Origin of the sequence: Bacillus cereus group sp. MYBK245-2 (assembly GCF_051916145.1) — a bacterium.
Lineage (GTDB): Bacteria > Bacillota > Bacilli > Bacillales > Bacillaceae_G > Bacillus_A > Bacillus_A pacificus.
In genome coordinates this window covers 107330-130609 of record NZ_JBQAGB010000002.1, presented here as the reverse complement: position 1 = coordinate 130609, position 23280 = coordinate 107330, and the positions used below count along the sequence as shown (strand labels likewise).

The window sequence follows — 23280 nt, the reverse complement described above, 5'->3', positions numbered from 1 at the left end:
CCTCATTTTCTTAACTTGCGGTAATCTAAATCTCCTCGTTCTAATGCGTGCATTAACATTTCAGCACTCGCCATATTCGTTGCAAGTGGAATTGCATATACATCACATAAACGAAGCAATGCATTCACATCCGGTTCATGCGGCTGTGCTGTTAATGGATCGCGGAAGAAAATTACCATGTCTAAATCATTTTTCGCAATCATTGCACCAATTTCTTGATCGCCACCAAGAGGACCAGATTGATATCTTGTTACAACTAAACCGGTCGCTTCCATAATACGAAGCCCTGTCGTTCCTGTTGCAAATAATTCATGTTGTTCAAAAATTGGTTTATATGCGTATGCAAACGAAACCATGTCATTTTTCTTTTTGTCATGTGCGATTAAGGCAATTTTCATCCGTTGTCTCCCCTTTAGTCGATAATATTTTCTAAACCGTACACAAGATGATCTAGATTCATTACTGTCTCAATTGATAGTTTTACACCAGACATAAATGATGCACGATTGAATGAATCATGGCGAACTGTTAACATTTGTCCGTCTCCACCAAACATTACTTCTTGGTGTGCAATAAGTCCTGGTAAACGTACACTATGAATGTGAATGCCGTCTACGTTTGCACCACGAGCTCCTTTTAGTTGCTCTACTTCATTTGGATGACCTTGCTGCTTAGATTCACGATTTTGACGAATCAATTCTACTGTTTTTACCGCAGTACCAGATGGTGCATCTAACTTTTGATCATGATGCAATTCAATTACTTCAACATCTTGGAAGTACTTCGCTGCCATTTGTGAGAATTTCATCATAAGAACTGCACCAATTGCAAAGTTTGGAGCGATAATTGTTCCTACTGCTTTTTCTTTTGCAGTCTCGGTTAATTGTTTTAGCTCTTCTTCTGTAAATCCAGTTGTACCAATAACAGAACGAAGTCCACGCTCAACTGCTAGTGTAACGTGTTGTTTTCCAACTTCTGGCGTTGTTAAATCTAACAACACATCTGCTTCTACTTCCTCTAAACAAGTATGTAAATCCGCGTAAATAGGTGTATCTAACGCTGGCATTCCAGGTAAATCAGAGATTTTCTCTCCACCATGCTTATAATCCACTGCTGCTACTAAATTAAAATGTTCCGTTCTTTCCATAAGAAGAACTGCTTCATGTCCCATACGTCCTCTTGGTCCAGCGATAATTACTTTAATTTCTTTCATTATTCTTTCTCTCCCTCATCAATACGTGTCCAGCGATCTTTATCGCGAGTATTAAATTTATTCATTACAATGTTATGTGCTGTTTCTAAATCAATATTTAAACTATTTGCCATACAAATCATAACAAATAATACATCTCCAAGCTCTTCTTCAATACTACGTTCTGTTTCAGTTGTTTTCTTCGGTTTCTCACCATAATAATGATTAACCTCTCTTGCAAGCTCCCCCATTTCTTCCGTTAAACGAGCCATCATTGCAAGTGGACTGAAATAACCTTCTTTAAACTGACCAATATATGCATCTACTTCTTTCTGCATATCCTTCATCGTTTTCGCTTCCATACAATTCACCTCTAATCCTTCCTCTTTCATGTTAGCCAATTCATCGCGATTTGACAAATATTATTCCCCGCCAAACACCTATTTGCGACCCTTTTTGGGAAAGATTATAATAAAGTGAAACTTTCTTTTGCATTTTTGGCAAAAGATCAACCTAAACCAATCGGGTTCCAACGACTGGTTTTCCCTGCTTCCTTGCTTTATTCCCTACCAGCCGTTGGAACGGGGTAAAGTGAAACTTCTTTTGCGTTTTTACAGCCTTCACTATTTTCACTAGCAACTAGAAATTACTTATCATTATGTTTTACCGTTTCAGCGGAGCAATGCCATTTACATAATTAGGGGGATTTCTATATGACATCAAATTTGAAGATTCGAAATATCATTTTCATTTTAATCGGTTCCGCTATTTTTTCTTTCGGTATTGTGAATATCAATATTGAAAATCACCTTGCAGAAGGTGGATTTACCGGTATTACACTATTATTGTATTTTCTATTTAAGTTTGACCCTTCTTATTCAAACTTACTTTTAAATATCCCTATATTTTTTATTGGTTGGAAATTACTTGGAAGAACGACATTTATATATACACTAATCGGCACCTTTAGCGTATCTTTATTTCTATGGATTTTTCAGCGTTACGAAGTTCTCAACTTACATGTAAACTTACAAAACGATATGACACTTGCTGCTTTATTCGCCGGAGCATTTATTGGTATCGGTCTTGGGATTATATTTAAATACGGCGGAACTACTGGCGGTGTAGATATTATCGCAAGACTCGCTCATAAATATGTTGGCTGGAGTATGGGGAAAACGATGTTTATGTTTGATGCTATCGTCATTATCGTCTCTATCCTTACCTATTTATCATATCGCGAGGGTATGTATACGTTAGTTGCTGTTTTTATCGGAGCGAAAGTGATTGATTTTATGCAAGAAGGAGCCTATGCAGCAAAAGGAGCAACGATTATCTCAGATAAAAACGATGAAATTGCTGCCAAAATTTTATCTGAGATGGAGCGCGGAGCAACCTTTTTAAAAGCTGTTGGGTCGTATACAAAAGTGGAACGGAACGTATTGTATTGCGTTGTTGCTAAAAATGAAATCGTGAAACTAAAAAACATTATTACTTCTGTAGATCCTCACGCCTTTGTTGCTGTAACTGACGTACATGATGTAGTTGGTGAAGGTTTTACATTGGATGAAAATAAAAATCCATTACATACGTAAACACAACTAGAAAAGCTTTTTAGCTTTTCTAGTTTTTTATTACATATCGCTTAAGTTTCTCTAAATCCTCATAAATAAGCTCCAATAAACTCCGATTATAAAAAATGGAAGCAGGGTGAAATGTCGGAAAAATATAATATTCTTTCTCTGACCATGTAAACTCTGCACTTTGCATATCCTTTAATTTTTGAATGGGCTGTTTGAATAATTGTCCGTGTACGTCTGTGATTTTTTTATCTTTTCCTGTTAAACGTTGAAGACCGATATTGCCAAGCGTGACGATAAGTTTCGGATTTATTTTCTCTAATTCATAATCTAACAAAGGCGCATGGGCAACTATTTCTCCTTGATTTGGCGTTCTATTATACTTTTTTTGTATGATTTCACCATTTCGTTCTTTTTTCTCTCGCCATTTATAAGGTCTACTCCGAACAGCGCTCGTAATATATACTTCATCCCTTGTAACGTGAACACGTTCTAAAAAACCCATTAATTGTTTTCCTGCCCTCCCGCTAAACGGAATCCCATTATGAATTTCTGTTTCACCAGGCGCTTCTCCTAACAACATAAATTTAGGATTTTCAGGACCTTGTCCACTTAAAAAGCCTTCTAGCTGATAAGGAGCACTACGTTCTTTCACTTGTTTTACTAAATGACTTGGATATTTCATTTGCCCCACCACCTTTCCGCATTACTTCTATTATTGCTACTTGCCATATATTATATAATTCAATTCATAAAACAAAAAAGACTATCAAAATTGATAGTCTTTAGTCGTCGCTACGCTGCATACCAGTATAAATCAATACAAGACGTAATAATTCAAATACCGCTACAGCTGCAGCTGCTACATATGTTAATGCTGCCGCATTTAATACTTTACGAGCTTGCCCATATTCATCAGTTGATACGATACCTAACGCTTCAATTTGTTGCATTGCACGCTTGGATGCATCAAATTCAACTGGTAATGTAACAAGTTGGAACACAACACCTGCTGCCATTAAAATGATACCTAATAACAACAAACCAGACATTTGTGCAAATATACCGATTAGGACGAAAATCCAAGACATATTCGAACCAAAGTTTGCAACTGGCACTAACGAATGACGAACGCGCATAAAGTTATAATCTTTTGCATCTTGAATTGCGTGTCCTACTTCGTGTGCTGCAACTGCTGTACCAGCAACTGAATGACCGTAATAGTTATCTGTTGATAATCGAACTGTTTTTGCAGTTGGATCATAATGGTCTGATAAATGACCTGGTGTTTCTTCAACGGCTACGTTGTATAATCCATTCTCATCTAAAATTTTCCGAGCCACTTCTGCTCCTGTCATACCTGATGTTGAGTAAACTTGTGAATACTTGCTATAGGCACTACGTACTTTTGACTGTGCGTACAACGGTATGATCAAAATGATCGCGAAGTAAATTAAATAAAACATCATGAACCTCCATTGAAGTTTTAATTATAGTACTTCTCATTCTATTTTCTTCTGCCACCATTGTCAATGAATAAACCTTACAATCCGTATCTTTATTTATTACATTATCTATTCTTAGAATGTACATTACTTTTTCTTTTTTCTCTCTCCCCTTTATACTTTCTCCATCCAACATAAGTTAATGTGAATAAAATAAGACCTCCAGTAATTGTCATAAACCAAATGAGAGAGGGTGCAATTTCGTCTTTTTTTACTGTATGAAATATCTTTTGTAAATCCCCTTTAATGATTCCTACTTGCATTTGCCCACCTTTCGTTTTTAACATAACGTTACGGAATTCATCCAAATAAGATAAATGGGCATTTACACGCTGCACTTCGTTTTCTGGCAGAGCTATCATTAAGCTTGGATAAATAATATTAAATTCATGTAAAAATGTGTTTAACGTTTGTTGAAACTGTCCCGTATCTTCTTTTGTCATCGCTTTTTCCATTTGAGAAAAGGCATCCATTACTTTTCCTTCTCTTTCCATCCAAAGTGGTTGGTACTTTGATACTTGTGCATCAACAGCGAGCTGCAGTGCTAGTACATTATCAATTTTAACTTGTTTACTTACCTCTTCTTCCGCGAGAGATTGTTTCGCTTTGTCGTAAGCTAAAGAAATAACTCTAACTTGATCTGGCGTTACTTCTTGCTTCTTTTCATTCCCCTTTATGACAAACTGCTCCGAGAAATGTTGTAATACTTGTACTGCTTTTTCATCTTCATTACGCTTCACTAATTGTAATGAGTCATCCAACAAGCCTGTTAGTTCACTCCACTCTTCAGCATATATACGTAACGGAAACATTATAATTAGAAATGCTATCAATCCAACTAATGTTCTCTTCATCACGGTCCCCCCTATAACTACTAGTACAAAATATGTTAATTTGGACAAGAATAGAACAGAACTGGACGGAAAAATATATTATCGTTTTACAAACAAAAAAATTCTCTTTAAACAGAGAATTTTTCTTTTGAAATCCTTTTCTTTTTTACAAAATATTTATACAAGCTATAACAAATTATGCTACCACATAAAATAAATAATAAAATAGCACACGCTGCATGCATAAAGAACTCTTCTGGTAACATTAATATAATCGGATCCGTTTCAATATCAAACATCCAATAATCATTACTGAATAAAAGCTTATGGAATAATACAAAACTCTTTTCAAAATTAATAGCGATTGGTAACACAAGCGCAATCGGAAAGATAATTGTTACAATCGATCCATGCAGTAAAAACTTTTCATTTTTCTTTTTTAATAAATACATGCCGCCTACTATTGCAATCATAATTGTCGCATACATTACATATTGTATCTTTACTAAAATATTTTTAACATCTACAAAATGAATACGACCATTTGTAGACATATCTAATGTGGGCAACTGTAATGCACCGTCATAAAACGGAGATAAATATGTGATAAGCACATCATAATTTCTTTTAATATCATCCTTCGTCATATCTGCTAAATCTGGAATGTTTAAAAAATCAATTTCAAAATAATATAGCCATTTTCCGTATACAACCGCCGTTGTTGCGAGTGCAAATATAGAAAATGCTATGCTATATGAAACAATTATCGTAATCAATCGATCCAATATTTTTGTACCACTCGTATTTTTCTTCATTTTCTCCCCCTAATGTTCTAACGATTATAAAGAAAACTGTTTTCGATTCTCACGTAAGCAATAATAATATGTCATACAAAGCACAGCAATGCTTAACCAGAACGTAAAATAACCAATTTCCCCTACAAACAAATGCATAATTCCGTATCTCGGCATTTGCCAAAACAAATAATCAATTGCATCGTTATGTAATGTCCATATAGCTGCTACTGCAAAATGCCATTTTTTTATACGGTAAAACGGTGCATATAGCACTGCTTGTACTGCCATCGCAAAATGTGAAAGCATTAACATATACCCGATAAAGCCAATAGGACCTTTTACATAGATCATAATCCCATTTACAACAACAGCCCATATTCCATATTTTATTAAAGTAACAATCGCTAGCGCCTCTATTAATCCCCAATTTCTTTTTATTAAAAAAGCAATTAAAACAAAGACAAAAAAGAGACTTGCCATAGGACTATCGGGTACAAACGGCCAAAATATAGGTGAAGTTTCTTTTAATTGATTTCCATACCATATAAATCCGTATATTGTACCTAATATGTTAACAACTAATAAAAATAATAATACGGAGCGTTGTCTTAACATTGCATACAAATAAACCAAGTTGTATGTCCAACACCTTTCATTCTTTCATCAAACTCTACTCTATTATATAGTAAACTTTCTATCATCAAAATAAAAAGCTGACTACAAATTTTGTAGTCAGCTTTTTATTATTTTTTATTATACTTTGCAACGAATTCCGAAAGCTTCTTCAGCTCCTCATCTGTACCTTTAAATACACCTTTAGGCATGGAACCTTTTCCCTCTTTCGCAATTTTAGCAATTTCTTCTGGCTTCAAAGTTAAATTTTGCAGTGCCGGTGCTGCTGCTCCGCCCTGTAAATTGTCACCGTGACATGTTAAACAAGTATTTTTTTGCATTAATTTATAACCGTCATCATTTTTATCAACTGGTGCTGTTTTTACAATTGCTCCTTGTTTTTTTGCAGCTTCCCAGTCGTGGTGTGCTACAGATTCCCAAGTTAAAAAGATAATCGATGCAATTGCTAAAAGCATAAATCCCGTTGCTACAGGACGCTTCAATGGGCGTCTTTCTGGGCCTCGATCAAGAAATGGAGCTAACAGTAATGCGCCAAACGCAATCCCTGGCATAATGAACGCTCCAATTACAGTAAATGATCCAGAAGCATAAGAATACTTTAATAACTGATACAAGAATAAGAAATACCAATCTGGAAGTGGTATATACCCAGCATCAGTTGGATCCGCCATTCTTTCAAGCGGTGACGGATGCGCCACTGTTAAACATAAATAACCGATTAAAAAAACTGCACCAACCATCCATTCTTTTAACAAGAAGTTCGGCCAAAATGCTTCTGTTTTCCCTGGGTATTCCGAATAGTCTTTTGGAATGTTTGGTTTCCGAGCTACTGGTACCCGAGAATCTCCTACAAACTTCATCCCTTTGCCGCGATGCATAATCTCCCTCCTTTAGTTCTTTCCCCTTTAATTTAGCAATCTCTTATAGTGGACCGGAAATACCTTGTTTGCGAATCATGATGAAGTGGAAGGCCATTAAACCTAGAAGTGCTGCTGGTAAGAAGAAGACGTGAATAGCAAAGAAGCGAGTTAATGTTTGAGCGCCAACAATTTCGGAATGACCAGCGAGTAATGTTTTAATGTAAGGACCAATGAGCGGCGTTTGCTCTGCAATTTGAATCCCTACTTTCGTAGCAAATAACGCTTTCATATCCCACGGTAATAAATATCCGGTAAAACCAAGACCTAGCATAACAAAGAAAATAAGAACACCAACAATCCAGTTTAGCTCACGAGGCTTTTTATACGCACCCTGGAAGAAAACTCTAAGTGTATGTAAAAACATCATTACAATTACGAGACTAGCACCCCAGTGGTGCATACCACGAACAATTTGCCCATATGCAACTTCATTTTGCAAATAATAAACCGATTCCCAAGCATTTTTAATATCAGGCACATAATACATCGTCAAAAACATTCCAGATAAAATTTGAATTACAGTAACGAAAAAGGTAAGTCCGCCAAAGCAATAAACGAATGCAGAAAAGTGATGTGCCGGGTTTACATGTTCAGGTACTTCATGATCAGCGATATCACGCCATATTGGTGTAATATCTAACCTTTCATCTACCCAATCATAAATTTTATTTAGCATCTACTTTGCACCCCCTCTTGGCTTCGCTTTTCCTAGATACAACGTTCCATCTTTCACTTTAGATTCGTATACATCAAGTGGAGCAAGGGGCGGCGTGCCTTTAATGTTAATTCCGTCTTTTGTGTAACGGCCCCCGTGACATGGACAAAAGAATTGATTCGGATGTGCTTTGTCCGAATTCCAGTTAACCGTACATCCTAAATGTTTACATACTGGAGAGAACGCAACAATGTCTCCGCTTTCATCTTTATGAACCCAAGCTGATTTTGGCTCTTCGGACTTGTACCAACCATCAACCTGCTTCACCTTAAAGTCGAAACGTTTCGGCTCTGTTGTAATATCCTTTACTTGTGCAACAGCAACCATATCCGTTCCCGCTTCTTTTCTTAACACCGGATCAAGCGCAAATCGCGTCATCGGCATTAAAATACCCGCTGCCATAAAGCCTCCTACCCCTGTAAGAGTGTAATTTAAAAACTGTCTTCTTGACACACGATGTTCTTTCTCGCTCACGAAAATTTCCCCCCTCTATCAGAAATTGTCCCCTCGTGATAAATTATATAAAAAATAAAAACTAGGACACTATCATGATATAATACGCTCATGCACAGGTCAATATCATACTACTCATAATAATAAGAACTTTCTGTTTATTATTGTTTTCCCCATTTTTCTTCTAACATTACCATTATATTTTTTATATGTGCATGAATCACTTCTCTTTTCGCTTGATCACTAAATTGTTCTAACGCTAATGAAGGAAACCAAAATAAATCTCCCTGCAATTCTTGCATATCTTCTTTCCATGAAAAATCACTTGTAACATAAGCAATATGCTTAAAACCTTGCTTTTGTAAATGATTTGTCCATTCTTGCAAACGACCTTTTTCATTTTTTTGACTTTCTACAAGATACGTAAATGCAGGTAATAAAAGCACTCTTCCTTTATATTCTCTTTCTAGCTCCATACTCAACAGTTCAATAAATTCACCTTGTTCTACTACCGTTTTCATTTCTTTCGCTGCCGAAATTGATAAAAGTGGTATAATACCTGTATCTACATATTCTCTTGCTTGCTCAAACTGTTCCACATCTTTTACAATCCATTTCAAATGTCTTCCCTCCCCCACCTATAAATGACAGAACTTTCACTTTATATATATTAAACCATACTAAAAGAGGTAAAAAAAGAAAAACTACCTATATTAAGGTAGTTTTTCTTGAAAAAGTCTGAAATTTGTAAAATTTTATGAATCCAAATGAATTCTATAACATCTTTAACTCCGCTGTTAACCTATGAAACGCTTCCTTATCTTGCTTATCCAGCGCTTCATCAATTTGTTTCAAAAGACGTTCTCTTCTAAAAGAAAATACACTTTCTTCTAAAAATCTTTCTGCAAGTAAACGATCTTTTTCATTTACTTCAATGTGCTTTGGTAAATACGGGTTTTCTTCTAATACAGCTACGTAATTGGCATTTTGAAACGATGATTTAAAATTGAGTTGAATATAAATATCCTCATCTCGATTTAAACGAATATCATGAAACGATTTTTCAGCATCTGTTGTCATAACATTTTGTTTAAAAAAGTGAAACGGTGTATCTTTTACACAATTCGCGGACATTACTAAGCCACGCGGACAATATTTTGCATGCTCTACGAAGTGGACTTTATGCATCAATTGGTCGTGACTCATTAAATAATTCAAAATCCATACACATTCACGCTGTTTCAGTTGGTAATTATTCAAAAACCATTTTACAAAATCCTTCTTCTCGTTTACAGAAACAGGGGTATTCATAGCAATTAAGTCCCTCCTCTGTCTTTCTCTTTTCTTTTTAGATTCAAGAAGCGGCATTCAGTTTCCTTCCAACTTATGAAAAATCCTCTAAATTATATAACAATTCTTCAATATGAATTTGTGTCGGGTCTAGTTGTATTAACTGAGTAAATACTTCTTTCGCCTCTTTTCGCATACCTTCTTCCAATAAGAAATAACCGTACTCTTCCAAGAAGTCTGGATGATTCTTAAAAGAAGTATATGCACTTTCATAGTGTTTTAATGCATCCGAATACATTTCTAATTGTTTTTTTGCAAATGCAAGATCCCAAAGTAGTTGTGTATCTGGTTCTCCGCTATCAATTGCACGCTCTACAACAGCGATTAACTCTTCATATTTTTCTTGTTCCTTTAAGATGTACGCATATTTTAATGTTGCACCTAAATGTCCTGGATCTAACTCAAGCGCTTTTTGAAGTACTTCCTCTGCTTCCGCAATTTTCCCTAATTTCGCTGCAATGTTTGCTAATTCTACATAAAATGGTACAGAAAGCTCATCTACTTTAATTCCTTCATGAAGTGTTTCATAGCTTTCTTGAAGCATCCCTTCTTTTTCATAGCTTTTCGCTAAATACATGTAAAGCGATGCATACTCAGGATCTAATTCTTTCAGTTCTTGCCAAGCACCAATTGCTCGTTGGTATTCTTCACCTTGGTATAACGTGAAGGCATATCCAAATAATGAGTGAATATCTTTTTGTTCCTCTAAACCTGCTTCGTAGTAAGAAATCGCCTCTTCCCAATTTCCAATCGCGCTTAACGTTTCTCCAAGGCGTAGCGCAATGACAACACCACCCATTACTTTATGTTCCGCTAATAGCGACTCATAATAAGTGATTGCCTTTTGTTCTTCACCTTTACTACTATATAACTCTGCTAATCCAAACGTAATGACAGGCTCGTCAGGCATCATTTCTTTCGCCTTTAATAGTTTTTGTTCTGCTACATCATCGAAACCTTGCATTTGGAATAAATCCGCAACAAGTAATAACGATTGAACATATAAATCATCATTTTCTGGAATATCATGAAGCACCTCAATCGCTTCATCTTCTTTGTCTAGATCAATATATAATTCTGCTAAAAATACAGTGAATTCACTTTCCTCTGGATACAATAAACGTAAGTCTTCTGTAATAGCTAACGCTTCATCCGTAAATCCAAGTGTATGATAATAGCGAGCGATATCATACTTCTCTTCATCATTCGCAATTTTTAATTGTTCTTTTAATAATTGTAATCCTTTTTCCGCTTCACCATTTTCAATATATGAAACAGCTTGTTCAAACTTTTGCATAAACGTCTCCTTTAATTCTAAAAAATATTCTTTTCTGTTCATTTACCCCGCTATTAACGGGCAGTAAGACCCCACCTCAAAATTCAGCTAAGGCAAAGAAGTTAGTTTTTGGGTCAACTGCCCGTAAAAGCCCGATTGGTTCAACTAATAATCAGCGGGGGATAAACATCCCCCTACTAATTAAAGTTTCACTTTATCATAAGCAACTAGGTGTAAGAACGCAACCTTTAGAATGAGCATACTTCTTCTTGTACTTTCACTGATAACGATTCAAATATGACACCGATACCGCATTACTACTTTCTATTGTACCGTTTTCTTTTATGACCGTGCAAATAACTCCCCTTATGAATTATTAGCCCGCACGAACTCTTTACAGTTCTTCTTTATTTAAATAAAAAAGACTCCTATATTAGGAGCCTTTACAAACTCTTAAGAGTATGTTTCTTCTTTCTTTACTTGCTCGTTTACAAGCTCTTTCAACAGTTCTATAATTTCATCATTTTCTTCTTTCAAACCGACAGTAATACGAATGCCATCATGTATACCAAATGCAGCACCAGAACGAACGATATAGCCTTTCTTCATTAATCGTTCGAAAGCCTCATTACCAGGAATACCGAGCTTTAAGAAAATGAAATTTGTTTGAGATGGATAATAGAATACGTTATATTCCTTACAAAATGCATAATACTGATGTAAACCTTCTTCATTCTTTTTCACACATTCTTGTAAAAATGCTTGATCTTCTAAAGCAGCGAGTGCTACAGATTGCGCTACAGTCGATGTATTAAATGGTAACCTTGCTACTTCTAATTGCCCAATTAACTGCTCATTACCAACCCCATACCCAATACGGAAAGCGGCTAAACCGTATGCTTTTGAAAACGTGCGTAAAATCATAAGATTTCCATACTTTTCAAGAAGTGGCAACGTTTGCGGATAGTCTTCTGCCCCCGCATATTCATAATATGCCTCGTCCATAATAACGAGCGCTGACTTAGGAACTGATTCTAAAAATGAAAGTAATTTTTGTTTCTCTACATATGTACCTGTCGGATTATTCGGATTACAAATCCATACGATCTTCGTTTTATCATCTACTTGCTCTAGCATCGCATCTAAATCATGAATGCCATCTTTAAGTGGTACTTCACGAACTTCTGCTCCTTCAATAACAGCATGGTGATGGTATTGCGAGAATGTCGGATTCGCCATTACAACATTTGTTCCTTCGTGTAGTAATGCACGGCTAATCATTTGAATGACTTCATCTAATCCACTACCAAATAGTAGTTGTTCTGCTTTTACACCTAAATGTTCCGCTACTTTTTTCCGAAGTTCAAAGGCATATCCATCTGGATAAAGGGCATATTGGCTCGCTAAAGAAGTTAATGCTTCTGTTACACGCGCTGAGCAACCGAATGGATTTTCGTTCGATGCTAATTTCACAATTTTTGATAATCCATATTCCCTTTTTACTTCTTCAATATTTTTCCCAGGTACATATGCTCTCAAAGTTAACAATTGCTCTTTCACTCTCATTTTTCTTCCCCCAGTCATTTTATTCAATTCGATTACAATACGGTTATACTCCCTTACTATAATCGTTTATCATAACTGTCACTATTACGAAAATGCTTCTAAATAGGCTCTCCATAGCTGTTATCTACTTCTTATACCCATATCCTTTTGAAATGCCTCTAACGCAATATGAACAGTCTCATCTGGAATAGATACGACATTCACTACCCCATATTCCTGCATAAGTACCATATGAATTGTTCCTGCATTCGCTTTCTTATCTTGTTTCATCAACCCGACGAGGCGTTCTACACTTAAATCACTTGGCATTTTGGGATAGCCGTACTTTAAAAACCACTGCTTCATCTCTTCATAAGCAAGATTCACCTTATACACTTGTTCACTTAAGAATATAGCAAATAACATTCCAACCGCTACTCCGTCACCGTGAGTAATATTTCCATATCCTAGTTCTTTTTCTAGAGCATGGCCTAACGTATGTCCAAAGTTCAAATGAGCACGTACACCTTTTTCTGTTTCATCTTGTGCTACAATGTTTGCCTTTACAGGAATTGCCTTCGTTAATATGTGGATTAATTTCTCATCACGAAGATCTGCTAATGTTTGCACTTCTTCTTTTAGCCAATGATATAGCTTTACATCACCAATTAGAGCATGTTTTATTACTTCTGCATAACCTGAGCGCCACTCTTTTTCAGGAAGAGACTGTAAAAACGGCGTATGATATACAACTGCTTCTGGTTGATGGAATGCACCTATCATATTTTTACCTAACGGATGATTGATTGCTACTTTCCCACCTACTGCGCTATCGTGAGCTAATAAAGTCGTCGGAACTTGAACAAAGCGAATTCCACGCATAAATGACGCAGCAACAAAACCAGCTAAATCTCCAATCATCCCGCCTCCAAGTGCAACAATTAAAGAATTTCTATCTAATTTATTTTCAAGAGCTGACGTATGAGCCGCATAGAAATTTTCAAAGGACTTCTCTTTTTCACCACTCGGTACAACGAATGAAAATACTTTTTGATCTATTTGCAACGCATCTACAACTGTCTGTAAATGTAAAGGTGCAACAGCTTCATCTGAAATAATCATAATGTTTGATACAGATGGCTGCATGTTTTGAACGATTGTTGTCAAATGTGACAACGATTCTTTTCCTACATGTACATCATATTCTTTTGATTTCGTTTGAATATGTATGTTTTCCATTAAAATCCCCTCGCATATTCATTATGTTTCTCAATATTTTCACGAATAAGGTCCATACGATCTAATCCGAATTGTTCTATTAAAGCTGTCGCTAATTCCCAAGCTACAACCGCTTCCGCAACGACACTAGCTGCTGGAACAGCACAACTATCTGAACGTTCAATACTTGCTGTAAAAGGCTCTTTCGTATCAATATCGACACTTTGAAGAGGTTTATATAGTGTAGGTATCGGTTTCATCACTCCGCGCACAACAATTGGCATTCCAGTCGTCATACCGCCTTCTAAGCCACCCGCGTTATTTGTTCTTCTTGTATATCCATGCTCTTCATCCCACAAAATTTCATCATGAACTTCGCTACCCGGTCTATGTGCTGCTTCAAAACCAATTCCAATCTCGACCCCTTTAAAGGCATTAATGCTCATTATTGCGGCTGCTAATTTTGCATCTAGTTTTCGATCATAATGCACATAGCTGCCTACTCCAATTGGCATTCCTTCCACAATTACTTCCACGATGCCACCGATTGAATCACCATTTGATTTCGCATCATCAATTGCTTTTATCATTTGATTACCAGCTTCTTCATCTAAACAGCGTACAGGTGATGCTTCTGTAATACTTTTTAATTCTTCAATTGAACGATACGTAGTCTCTTTAGCCTGTACACCACCAATTTCAATTACATGGCCTGCTACTGCAATACCAAGTTCCGCCAACACTTTTTTAGCAACCGCACCAGCAGCAACACGTACTGTCGTTTCGCGAGCCGAAGAACGTTCCAGTACATTTCTCATATCTCTATGACCATATTTAATCGCACCATTTAAATCAGCATGTCCAGGTCTTGGTTTTGTTACTTTCCTTTTCATTTCTTTTTCTTCTTGTTCCGTTAACGGCTCTGCACCCATAATTTTTGTCCAATGTGCAAAATCACGGTTTTCGACAACAAGCGCAATTGGAGAACCTAATGTCTCTCCATGTCTAACACCACTTACAATTTGCACTTGATCTGTTTCAATTTGCATGCGTCTACCGCGCCCATATCCCTTTTGCCTTCTAGCTAACTCTTCATTTATATCATCCGCTACTAATGGTAGTCCGGCCGGAACACCTTCTATAATCGTTGTAAGTTGTGGACCATGAGATTCACCAGCTGTAATATATCGCATACGTTATTCCTCTTTTCGTATATGTATTTATCTCGCTATATTAAGCAATAATATTATCTTTCATTACTCTAAAAATATGAAAGAGTTATGAATACATCAGCCATTCGCTTATTCTCCGATAGGCCGTTACTTTACATATCAATATATCATAACAGCTCTAACTTCGTAACTAATAGAAATAAAAAAAGTGCAAGAAGAATACCCCTATTCTCCTTGCACTTTCTACTATTATCACAGTGATTAAAGCGTTTACAAATTATTTCAAAATAATTAGTAAATCCATTCATTCATTAATTTTGAGTAGTCAACTAATTCTTCTTCTTTAAAGAAAATAGCAATCTCGCGCTCTGCACTTTCTAACGAATCAGAACCATGGATAATATTTTTCGCAACAGTTACACCGAAATCTCCACGAATTGTTCCAGGAGCTGCTTCATGTGGTCTTGTTTTACCCATCATGTTACGAGCTGTATCTACTACACCTTCACCTTGCCATACCATTGCAAATACAGGGCCAGATGTAATAAAGTCTACTAATTCACCAAAGAAAGGTTTCTCTGTGTGCTCAGCATAATGTTGTCCAGCAATTTCCGGAGTGACTTGCATTAATTTTGCACCAACTAATTGAAAGCCCTTCTTCTCAAAACGAGCTACAATTTCCCCAATGAAGGCACGTTGTACACCGTCTGGTTTAACCATTAGAAATGTTTTTTCCATAAAAAATCTCTCCACTTCTGAATTATGTATGTAATTGTATATCCCCACACACATATTAACACCCTTATCACAATTGTGCAATAGTTTTGAAATAGAGAGATTATTTTATTTTTTAGAAAAAACACTAAAATTTTCGTTTCCCAATATACTTTGCTACATTTTGTAATGCATACTTTGCTTGTCCACGTGGGAGTGGTTTTATCATTTCTAATGCTTTATGTAAATAACGTTCACTAAACGCAAATGCTTTATCAATAGCATCACTATTTTTTACAGCCTCAATAATTTCTTTCATTTCGTCCGCTGTTGTATTTTCATGTACAGATTTGATTTTCTTACAAAGAACCGGATCTTCCATAGCATATAGAGCAGGAAGCGTAATGTTTCCTTGCAATAAATCACCACCAGCAGGTTTTCCAAGTTTCTCTTCTGTGGAAACGAAGTCTAAAATATCATCAATAATTTGATACGACATCCCTACGAAATAGCCATACCAAAACAGACGACTTACTGTATCACGATTAGCGCCAGCAGCAATTGCTCCTAATTGGCAACTTGCAGCAATTAATAATGCGGTTTTTCGCTTTATTCTTCTTAAATATGTTCTTAAATTTTGGTCATAGTCATACTTATCTTTAATTTGTTCGATTTCACCTTTACAAACTTCTAAAATGGTATGCGATAGAGCCTGATGTGCCTCTGGAATTTCAATATTCGTTATACATTCAAGAGACTTAGCGAATAAATAGTCCCCTGTATACATGGCAATACGATCTCCCCATTTCGCATTCACAGTTGCACTACCACGTCGTAAAAACGCGGCATCAATAACATCATCGTGAACAAGAGAAGCCATATGAATAAGTTCTAACGCAACAGCTACATGCTTAATTGCGTCTAACTTATAATCTCCAAATTTCCCTGCAAGCAACACAAATACAGGACGAATTCGCTTCCCACCAGCTTCAATAAGTTGTAATGCCGCCTCTTCTACTAATGGCTGTTCAGAAGCAACTGTCTTTTTTAATTCTTTTTCTATCACATTAATATCCGATCGTAAAAAAGAGTACATAAGTTGTAACTTCATATTGTTCACCTTAACCTAAAACTTCTTTTTTCTATTTTGATTCTGGTTTCATACCTAAATGCATCGCTGCTACCCCAAAAGTAAATGGCTTCACTTGCACACGTTCAAGTCCAGCTTTTTCGAACATATTAGCCAATTCTTTCATACCTGGGAATGTACTAGCAGATTCTTGCAGCCATGAATATTCTTTATAACTTTTCGCAAATAACTTTCCAAATAACGGCATGATATATTTAAAGTATAAAATATAACCTTGTCGAAAACCAATCATTGTTGGTTGAGATGTTTCTAAACAAATTACTTTTCCACCCGGTTTTACTACACGCGTCATTTCTTTTAATACGTGCATATAATCCGGTACGTTACGTAAACCAAATCCAATCGTTACATAATCAAATGTGTTATCTTCAAATGGAAGTTCCATTGCATTTCCGTGTAGAAGTTCTACTTGTTTTAATTGTAAAGCCTCTACCTTTTGCTTACCAACAGATAACATATTTTCACTGAAGTCTAAACCAACAACCTTGCCCTGTTCACCCACTGCTTCAGCTAGCGCAATTGTCCAGTCCGCTGTCCCGCAGCAAACATCAAGCGCTTTACTACCTGGTTTTACATCCATAATGCGCATCGTCTCTTTACGCCACGCTTTATGCCTTTGAAAACTAATTACAGAATTCATTACATCGTATTTATCAGAGATTTTCTCAAATACATCATGTACTCTTTCTTCTTTTGATTGTTGCATGCTCGTACCTTCTTCCAATGTAAAATTGCTTATGTCTTCGATTTATCTCTTAACACAGAGTTTATTTCGCTTATATCTGTGTGATTCTCTAAAAATTGATCTTCTTTCTTTCCGAGTTCCATCATCCATCCATTCATAACTGTTTCTGCATCCGCTTTATCGTTCAAAATCTCTTGAACCGCTTGAAAAACAGGTGAATGCTGTTTTTCAACATGTAATTCACATTCTTTTTGGAGACGATTTTTCCCTAGTACATATGTTATAAACGATTTCCAATGCGATAAATGAAAATGATCACATGTTTTTTGCAAAAGTGCAGACTCAATCGTTACTACACTTTCCAGTATGTCATCCATCGTTTTATGCGCTTTTTGATATAACATTATTTTGTGTTCATTAATTTCTTTAATTCCTTCAGCAAGCGCACGAATTAAAACAATATCACGATTCATAGATAATAAGTAATAATATAACCCGCTATAATAATCACCAGCAAGCACTGTTAACTGGCGACGCTTATGCGATTCATTCGCTTCTTCCCCTACTTTATTCGATACTCTTTCATGTGTATCAAGCGCAATTTGCACAAGCATAATCGTTACTACATAATGCTCAATTTGTTCTATATGTAAATTTGCACCTTTTAAAGTACCATATAACAATGCTATTTTCTCTTCATCAATAAATGGTTCTTCAATATAGTTTATAAAATAAGGATGGCGTAATTTCACCATCAATTTCTCTCTTATACCCGCATACCCTCCGTAGATGTCACACACAAAAATCACCCTTGTTTTCTAATTCATAAAACTTATTATAACACATACACTCTATTTTCTATAACCAAAACTTGGCTACTCTTTCCAAACTTCTATCGAACTACATAACATCTTCTATTCTTTTAAGTAGCCTTTCTATTCTCACTCTGCCTTGCTAAAACTATATCATTTATTTACAAAAAAAAAAAAGAAAAGCAGTTTCCCACTTTTCTTTACTTCGTTTTAATAAAAGATAAAATTTCACTACGTGCTGCAGCATCATTTTCTAGTACACCACGTACCGCTGTTGTTACTGTTTTTGCACCTGGCTTTTTCACACCGCGCATCGTCATACACATATGTTCTGCTTCTACTACTACCATTACACCATGCGGCTCTAGTACTTCCATAATAGAGTTCGCTACTGTTGATGTAATACGTTCTTGCAGCTGTGGACGACGTGCAATTGTATCTACAGTACGAGCTAATTTACTTAACCCTGTCACTTTTCCGCCTTGCGGAATATATGCAACGTGAGCAACTCCATAGAATGGAACTAAATGATGCTCACACATCGAATAAAACGGTATATCTTTTACTAGTACAAGCTCCTCGTGATCTTCTCCGAACACTTTGTGCAAATGTTCTTTCGGATCTTCATGCATACCTGAGAACACTTCTGCGTACATTTTTGCAACACGCTTTGGTGTATCAAGTACTCCCTCACGATTTGGGTCATCTCCGATTGCCTCTAAAATAAGGCGTACTGCATGTTCAATTTGTTCTAAATTAACTTTTGCCATCCGCTAGCCCTCCCGAAAACCTAAAAGTGATACGAACACATTCTAGCATATTTATGTTTTTAAAAGCAAAAAGAAGAGTTTCCTAAAAGGAAACTCTTCTTCCCTGTTAATATGTAAGGATTATTTAACCGCATCTTTTAACGCTTTACCAGGTTTGAATGCAGGTACTTTACTTGCAGCGATTTCAATCTCCTCACCTGTTTGTGGGTTACGACCTTTACGAGCCGCACGCTCACGAACTTCGAAGTTACCGAATCCGATCAGTTGTACTTTATCACCTTGTTTTAAAGCTTCTAAGATAGAATCAAAAACAGCGTCTACTGCTTTTGTTGCGTCCTTTTTAGAAAGGGAACTTGCTTCTGCAACAGCATTGATTAAATCTGTCTTGTTCATGCCATTCACCTCCTCCCAAAGATAAGACTGTATAATGATCATAAAATGAGTCTTACTTTCATTTGTAGGCAATTTTTACAAATTCTATACTACAAAGATGTAGATAAATCATTATCAACGCCTATATTATACGATTCTCCTTTATAATTCAATATTTTTAAGGAAATTGTTACTCTTAAAATGTGAAAATCTGATGAAACTTGACAATTTACAACAATATATTAGATAATGGCTGTTTATTTTCCTATTTTGTATGCGAAAATTTAAAAAATCCCTCTACGATGAGAGGGATTTTTTCTTATAATATAATCGCGATTAATCCGCCAGATCCTTCATTAATAATTCTTTCTAGCGTTTCTTTTAATTTATATCTCGCATTTTCTGGCATTAAAGATAGTTTCGCTTGAATACCTTCCCGAACAATCGAGCTCAGCGAACGTCCAAATATATCAGAATTCCAAATTGATAATGGATCATCTTCAAAATCTTGCATTAAGTAACGAACTAGTTCTTCACTTTGTTTTTCTGTACCAATAATTGGCTCAAACGTGGACTCCACATCAACTTTAATCATGTGAATAGATGGTGCTACCGCTTTTAATTTCACACCAAACCTTGAACCGTGACGAATAATTTCTGGCTCATCTAAGCTCATATCAGCTAACGCAGGCGCCGCTACACCATATCCTGTTTGTTTTACCATACGCAGGGCATCCGCCACTTGATCATATTCTATTTTCGCATGAGATAAATCGAGCATAAGCTTCAATAAATGATCTTTCCCTCGAATTTCTACCCCTACTACTTCTTTTAAAATTTGATCATATAATTCATCTGGTGCATATAGATCAATCTCTGCTACGCCTTGCCCCATATCAATGCCAGCTAGGCTCGCTCGATCAATAAATTCATACTGACTAAACTGCCATACGACACGGTCTACATCACGAAGACGTTTTATATCCTTCACAGTCTCTTGAACGGCTTCTTGATAACTTTGGCGTAACCAATGCCCTTCATTTAGCACCATTACCCAGCTCGGAAGGTTCACATTCACTTCTAAAACAGGGAACTCAAATAACGCCTCTCGAAGTACATTGTATACATCTGTTTCTCTTAAACTTTCAACACTCATCGCAATGACTGGGATATCATATTCTTCAGATAAGCTTTGGCGCAATTGCTCTGTATCTGGATGATACGGCTGTACAGTGTTAATGATCATAATGAAAGGTTTTCCGACTTCTTTTAGCTCATTTACGACGCGTTCTTCTGCCTCTATATAATCTCTTCTTGGAATTTCACCAATCGTTCCATCTGTTGTAATTACAACACCAATTGTTGAATGTTCTTGAATTACTTTCCGTGTTCCGATTTCTGCAGCTTCATGGAATGGAATAGGTTCTTCATACCAAGGAGTATTAATCATGCGCGGGCCATTCTCATCTTCATAGCCTTTTGCTCCTGGAACTGTATATCCGACGCAATCTACTAATCGAATATTCACTTCAAGACCTTCATCTACTTCGATAGAAACCGCTTGGTTTGGAACAAACTTCGGTTCCGTCGTCATGATTGTACGGCCAGCAGCACTTTGAGGTAGTTCATCCTGCGCTCTTTGACGGTCAGACTCATTTTCAATATTAGGAATAACTACAAGTTCCATAAATTTTTTGATGAATGTTGATTTTCCTGTTCGAACAGCTCCTACAACTCCAAAATAAATATCACCGCCTGTGCGTTCCGCAATATCTTTAAAAATATCTACCTTTTCCAAGTGATTCCCTCCCTCAATATTTTTGGGAATAATTCCACGTTTATAGTCAACTAATACCTTCTCTAACGTTGCCTATAATATCTGATATAATATAATGGTATTCTAGAAGTTCGGACAATATATCATATAATTTTGTCCAATTTCATATGACTATTAAAAAAATACCTTTTGTTTGCATCGCAAGTTGTGTAACATAAAAAACCTTTCTTCTAGAACTTATTCACTAAAAGAAAGGTTCATGACTTATGATTTTAAAAAAATTGGTTCTCCATTCTTTACCGTATACGGTAAAGAATACGCAGGTACAAACGGAGAATCTTTCGAAAGTATATTCCGAATATCTTCCCCCTCCTTAAATTGTCCTTCGTTTTTTTTCAGCGCTTCATATAAGTCGATTCTATAATCAACATAAATTTCTCCCTTTTCGTTAATTACAAACGGAAGTCCTTTACCAGAATACGGACTTGTCACTTGCGGTACATCTTTATATCCAAGTTTTTTGAAATCTAATTCATACACACCATCTGAAATTACCTTTTTAAAAGGTGGATATTGATGTTCATCTCGATACATCCTAAGCTTTAATGATAATTGCTGAATTTGTTCAGCCATCCTCACATCAATTAACTTTACTGTCGGGTTTGTTTCAACGTCTATTAATACGTATTGATATACTCCCCCGCTTTCATAGGCATTCCCTGGCGCTTCTTGTATGTAACGCGGAGAAATCTTTTGAAAATCGATTGGATATTTTTGATAAATAGGCGTATTCATATCCCGCGTCTTAATTGGCAATATCCCGTCATTTTGCTCCTTAAATGTCGCAACAGCTTTTTGAACGACCTGCAGCTGATCTTCATAAGGCACAGCATTTTGTTTCATATTTTCTTTTGGATACAGACATCCTGTTAAAATGCTCATACAACAAAATATTAAAATAATATGGACTTTTTTCACTAGCAATCACCTTTTCATACTAATTTAACTCGCTCCGTATCATTCCCTTTACTGCTGTACAGGTCCACTAAATACAACAAGAAAAATAACAATTCCTGATACAATCATAAGGGTGTACGCTACCAACGCTGTAATCCCTTTCAAAAATTTATTCTTTATTTTATATCTGCTTAGCAAAATAAAACTTACTGCAAAAAACATAAATCCAATTGCCCCTAAAGCAAACCACATTTTTATTAGCCCTTCCGACATATACACACCCCTTTTTATCAATCTATTTTTATACTATTTTAACAAATTAAAATCTTTAAACAAATACAAAAAAGAACATTTTACTACAAATCGAGAATATGTAGTTTTAATCAATAGGTTTTTCAGCATTTTCCACCAGTCTAGATAAAAATAAAACCGAAGCGAGTGTATCACTCGCTTCGGTTGACCAAATATGCCCAAAACAGCTCTATTCCCATACTTTCATGGCTATCATATGCAATTTACAAACTCTTTGTTTCTCATATTTTATTTTTTAAACATTTTGCTTAACGAGCCAAAATCTGTCGGCATATTATTGTTAATAATCGCTTTTACAATTTGATCCTCTTGTTCTTTCGGCACCTCACGTCCTGCCATAAGAGCCACTTGATGAATCAATTGACGAAGTACAGTCTCATCACGTAAATTCGCATTTTGTACCGATGATGCTAATTTAAAAATATCTTCTTTATTCACTTTCGCTTCTTTTTCAATGTTATTAAAAATGTTGTTATCCATTCTTTTCACCCTCTCCTCAAGTTACTCTTCATCCTATGCAAAAATAAAAAAATGGTGAAAAG

28 protein-coding genes are annotated in these 23280 nt (G+C 36.0%); 1 reads left to right on the top strand and 27 read right to left on the bottom strand.

Annotated elements, in window-relative coordinates:
- Positions 1-2: 2 nt before the first annotated feature.
- The 3 genes from mgsA to ACTFRN_RS05465 are packed head-to-tail and all read right to left on the bottom strand — an operon-like array spanning position 3 to position 1554.
- Complete coding sequence (gene mgsA / locus ACTFRN_RS05475) at positions 3-398, bottom strand: methylglyoxal synthase (protein ID WP_000684765.1); 396 nt, start codon at positions 396-398, stop codon at positions 3-5.
- A 14-nt stretch (positions 399-412) separates the two neighbouring features.
- Positions 413-1213: a dihydrodipicolinate reductase gene (dapB, locus tag ACTFRN_RS05470; protein ID WP_000658804.1), complete on the bottom strand. Its 801-nt coding sequence runs from the start codon at positions 1211-1213 to the stop codon at positions 413-415.
- Positions 1213-1554, bottom strand: a complete 342-nt coding sequence (locus ACTFRN_RS05465) for a nucleotide pyrophosphohydrolase (RefSeq protein ID WP_001992677.1) — start codon at positions 1552-1554, stop codon at positions 1213-1215. Before ACTFRN_RS05465 ends, dapB begins: the two co-directional genes overlap by 1 nt.
- A 351-nt stretch (positions 1555-1905) precedes the next feature.
- Here ACTFRN_RS05465 and ACTFRN_RS05460 point away from each other — a divergent pair, with 351 nt between their 5' ends.
- Positions 1906-2787, top strand: a complete 882-nt coding sequence (locus ACTFRN_RS05460) for a YitT family protein (RefSeq protein WP_000203310.1) — start codon at positions 1906-1908, stop codon at positions 2785-2787.
- 28 nt (positions 2788-2815) lie between these two features.
- Here ACTFRN_RS05460 and ACTFRN_RS05455 read toward each other — a convergent pair whose 3' ends face one another.
- The 24 genes from ACTFRN_RS05455 to ACTFRN_RS05340 form a co-directional block, all read right to left on the bottom strand.
- Positions 2816-3457 carry a uracil-DNA glycosylase gene (locus ACTFRN_RS05455; RefSeq protein ID WP_074567392.1) on the bottom strand — a complete coding sequence of 214 codons (642 nt, stop codon included), beginning with the start codon at positions 3455-3457 and terminating at the stop codon, positions 2816-2818.
- A gap of 100 nt (positions 3458-3557) precedes the next feature.
- Complete coding sequence (locus ACTFRN_RS05450) at positions 3558-4238, bottom strand: zinc metallopeptidase (RefSeq protein WP_000499537.1); 681 nt, start codon at positions 4236-4238, stop codon at positions 3558-3560.
- A 104-nt stretch (positions 4239-4342) separates the two neighbouring features.
- Positions 4343-5131 carry a sporulation protein YpjB gene (gene ypjB / locus ACTFRN_RS05445; protein WP_000831687.1) on the bottom strand — a complete coding sequence of 263 codons (789 nt, stop codon included), beginning with the start codon at positions 5129-5131 and terminating at the stop codon, positions 4343-4345.
- A gap of 107 nt (positions 5132-5238) precedes the next feature.
- Positions 5239-5925, bottom strand: a complete 687-nt coding sequence (gene lit, locus ACTFRN_RS05440) for a lipoprotein intramolecular transacylase Lit (protein ID WP_000742535.1) — start codon at positions 5923-5925, stop codon at positions 5239-5241.
- Positions 5926-5949: 24 nt separating this feature from the next.
- Positions 5950-6540 (bottom strand): DUF1405 domain-containing protein, encoded by a 591-nt coding sequence (locus ACTFRN_RS05435; RefSeq protein WP_000262825.1) that lies wholly within the window; start codon positions 6538-6540, stop codon positions 5950-5952.
- Between the two features lie 110 nt (positions 6541-6650).
- Positions 6651-7418 carry a menaquinol-cytochrome c reductase cytochrome b/c subunit gene (gene qcrC, locus ACTFRN_RS05430; RefSeq protein ID WP_000554603.1) on the bottom strand — a complete coding sequence of 256 codons (768 nt, stop codon included), beginning with the start codon at positions 7416-7418 and terminating at the stop codon, positions 6651-6653.
- A gap of 43 nt (positions 7419-7461) precedes the next feature.
- Positions 7462-8136, bottom strand: coding sequence for a menaquinol-cytochrome c reductase cytochrome b subunit (gene qcrB, locus ACTFRN_RS05425; protein ID WP_000932700.1), 675 nt, complete (start codon positions 8134-8136; stop codon positions 7462-7464).
- Positions 8137-8649 (bottom strand): menaquinol-cytochrome c reductase iron-sulfur subunit, encoded by a 513-nt coding sequence (qcrA, locus tag ACTFRN_RS05420; RefSeq protein ID WP_001290418.1) that lies wholly within the window; start codon positions 8647-8649, stop codon positions 8137-8139.
- Positions 8650-8789: 140 nt separating this feature from the next.
- On the bottom strand, positions 8790-9248 hold the full coding sequence (locus tag ACTFRN_RS05415; RefSeq protein WP_000871301.1) for a YpiF family protein: 459 nt from the start codon (positions 9246-9248) through the stop codon (positions 8790-8792).
- 154 nt (positions 9249-9402) lie between these two features.
- Positions 9403-9939: a ReoY family proteolytic degradation factor gene (locus tag ACTFRN_RS05410; RefSeq protein ID WP_001095923.1), complete on the bottom strand. Its 537-nt coding sequence runs from the start codon at positions 9937-9939 to the stop codon at positions 9403-9405.
- Positions 9940-10012: 73 nt separating this feature from the next.
- Positions 10013-11275 (bottom strand): tetratricopeptide repeat protein, encoded by a 1263-nt coding sequence (locus tag ACTFRN_RS05405; protein WP_001168676.1) that lies wholly within the window; start codon positions 11273-11275, stop codon positions 10013-10015.
- A 432-nt stretch (positions 11276-11707) separates the two neighbouring features.
- Entirely contained in the window at positions 11708-12820 is a 1113-nt protein-coding gene (hisC, locus tag ACTFRN_RS05400; protein ID WP_074567393.1) for a histidinol-phosphate transaminase, read from the bottom strand.
- Positions 12821-12940: 120 nt separating this feature from the next.
- A complete protein-coding gene (gene aroB, locus ACTFRN_RS05395) occupies positions 12941-14038 on the bottom strand; it encodes a 3-dehydroquinate synthase (RefSeq protein WP_000427696.1) in 1098 nt (365 codons plus the stop codon).
- Positions 14038-15210 (bottom strand): chorismate synthase, encoded by a 1173-nt coding sequence (gene aroC, locus ACTFRN_RS05390; protein WP_001269362.1) that lies wholly within the window; start codon positions 15208-15210, stop codon positions 14038-14040. Before aroC ends, aroB begins: the two co-directional genes overlap by 1 nt.
- Positions 15211-15480: 270 nt before the next feature.
- Positions 15481-15927, bottom strand: coding sequence for a nucleoside-diphosphate kinase (ndk, locus tag ACTFRN_RS05385; RefSeq protein ID WP_000415885.1), 447 nt, complete (start codon positions 15925-15927; stop codon positions 15481-15483).
- A 124-nt stretch (positions 15928-16051) separates the two neighbouring features.
- On the bottom strand, positions 16052-17014 hold the full coding sequence (hepT, locus tag ACTFRN_RS05380; protein WP_074567394.1) for a heptaprenyl diphosphate synthase component II: 963 nt from the start codon (positions 17012-17014) through the stop codon (positions 16052-16054).
- 31 nt (positions 17015-17045) lie between these two features.
- On the bottom strand, positions 17046-17759 hold the full coding sequence (menG, locus tag ACTFRN_RS05375; RefSeq protein ID WP_001187662.1) for a 2-heptaprenyl-1,4-naphthoquinone methyltransferase: 714 nt from the start codon (positions 17757-17759) through the stop codon (positions 17046-17048).
- Between the two features lie 29 nt (positions 17760-17788).
- On the bottom strand, positions 17789-18538 hold the full coding sequence (locus tag ACTFRN_RS05370; protein WP_041184452.1) for a heptaprenyl diphosphate synthase component 1: 750 nt from the start codon (positions 18536-18538) through the stop codon (positions 17789-17791).
- A 212-nt stretch (positions 18539-18750) separates the two neighbouring features.
- Positions 18751-19320 (bottom strand): GTP cyclohydrolase I FolE, encoded by a 570-nt coding sequence (gene folE, locus ACTFRN_RS05365; protein ID WP_001151482.1) that lies wholly within the window; start codon positions 19318-19320, stop codon positions 18751-18753.
- 120 nt (positions 19321-19440) lie between these two features.
- On the bottom strand, positions 19441-19713 hold the full coding sequence (locus tag ACTFRN_RS05360) for an HU family DNA-binding protein (RefSeq protein ID WP_001043860.1): 273 nt from the start codon (positions 19711-19713) through the stop codon (positions 19441-19443).
- A 298-nt stretch (positions 19714-20011) separates the two neighbouring features.
- Positions 20012-21490: a stage IV sporulation protein A gene (gene spoIVA, locus ACTFRN_RS05355; protein ID WP_000416519.1), complete on the bottom strand. Its 1479-nt coding sequence runs from the start codon at positions 21488-21490 to the stop codon at positions 20012-20014.
- 243 nt (positions 21491-21733) lie between these two features.
- Positions 21734-22447, bottom strand: coding sequence for a hypothetical protein (locus ACTFRN_RS05350; protein ID WP_049113550.1), 714 nt, complete (start codon positions 22445-22447; stop codon positions 21734-21736).
- Between the two features lie 48 nt (positions 22448-22495).
- The gene (locus tag ACTFRN_RS05345; protein WP_001288995.1) at positions 22496-22699 is read right to left on the bottom strand and encodes a DUF2768 domain-containing protein; all 204 of its coding nucleotides are present in this window, start codon (positions 22697-22699) and stop codon (positions 22496-22498) included.
- 267 nt (positions 22700-22966) lie between these two features.
- Positions 22967-23218 carry a stage VI sporulation protein F gene (locus ACTFRN_RS05340; RefSeq protein WP_000369754.1) on the bottom strand — a complete coding sequence of 84 codons (252 nt, stop codon included), beginning with the start codon at positions 23216-23218 and terminating at the stop codon, positions 22967-22969.
- Positions 23219-23280 lie beyond the last annotated feature (62 nt).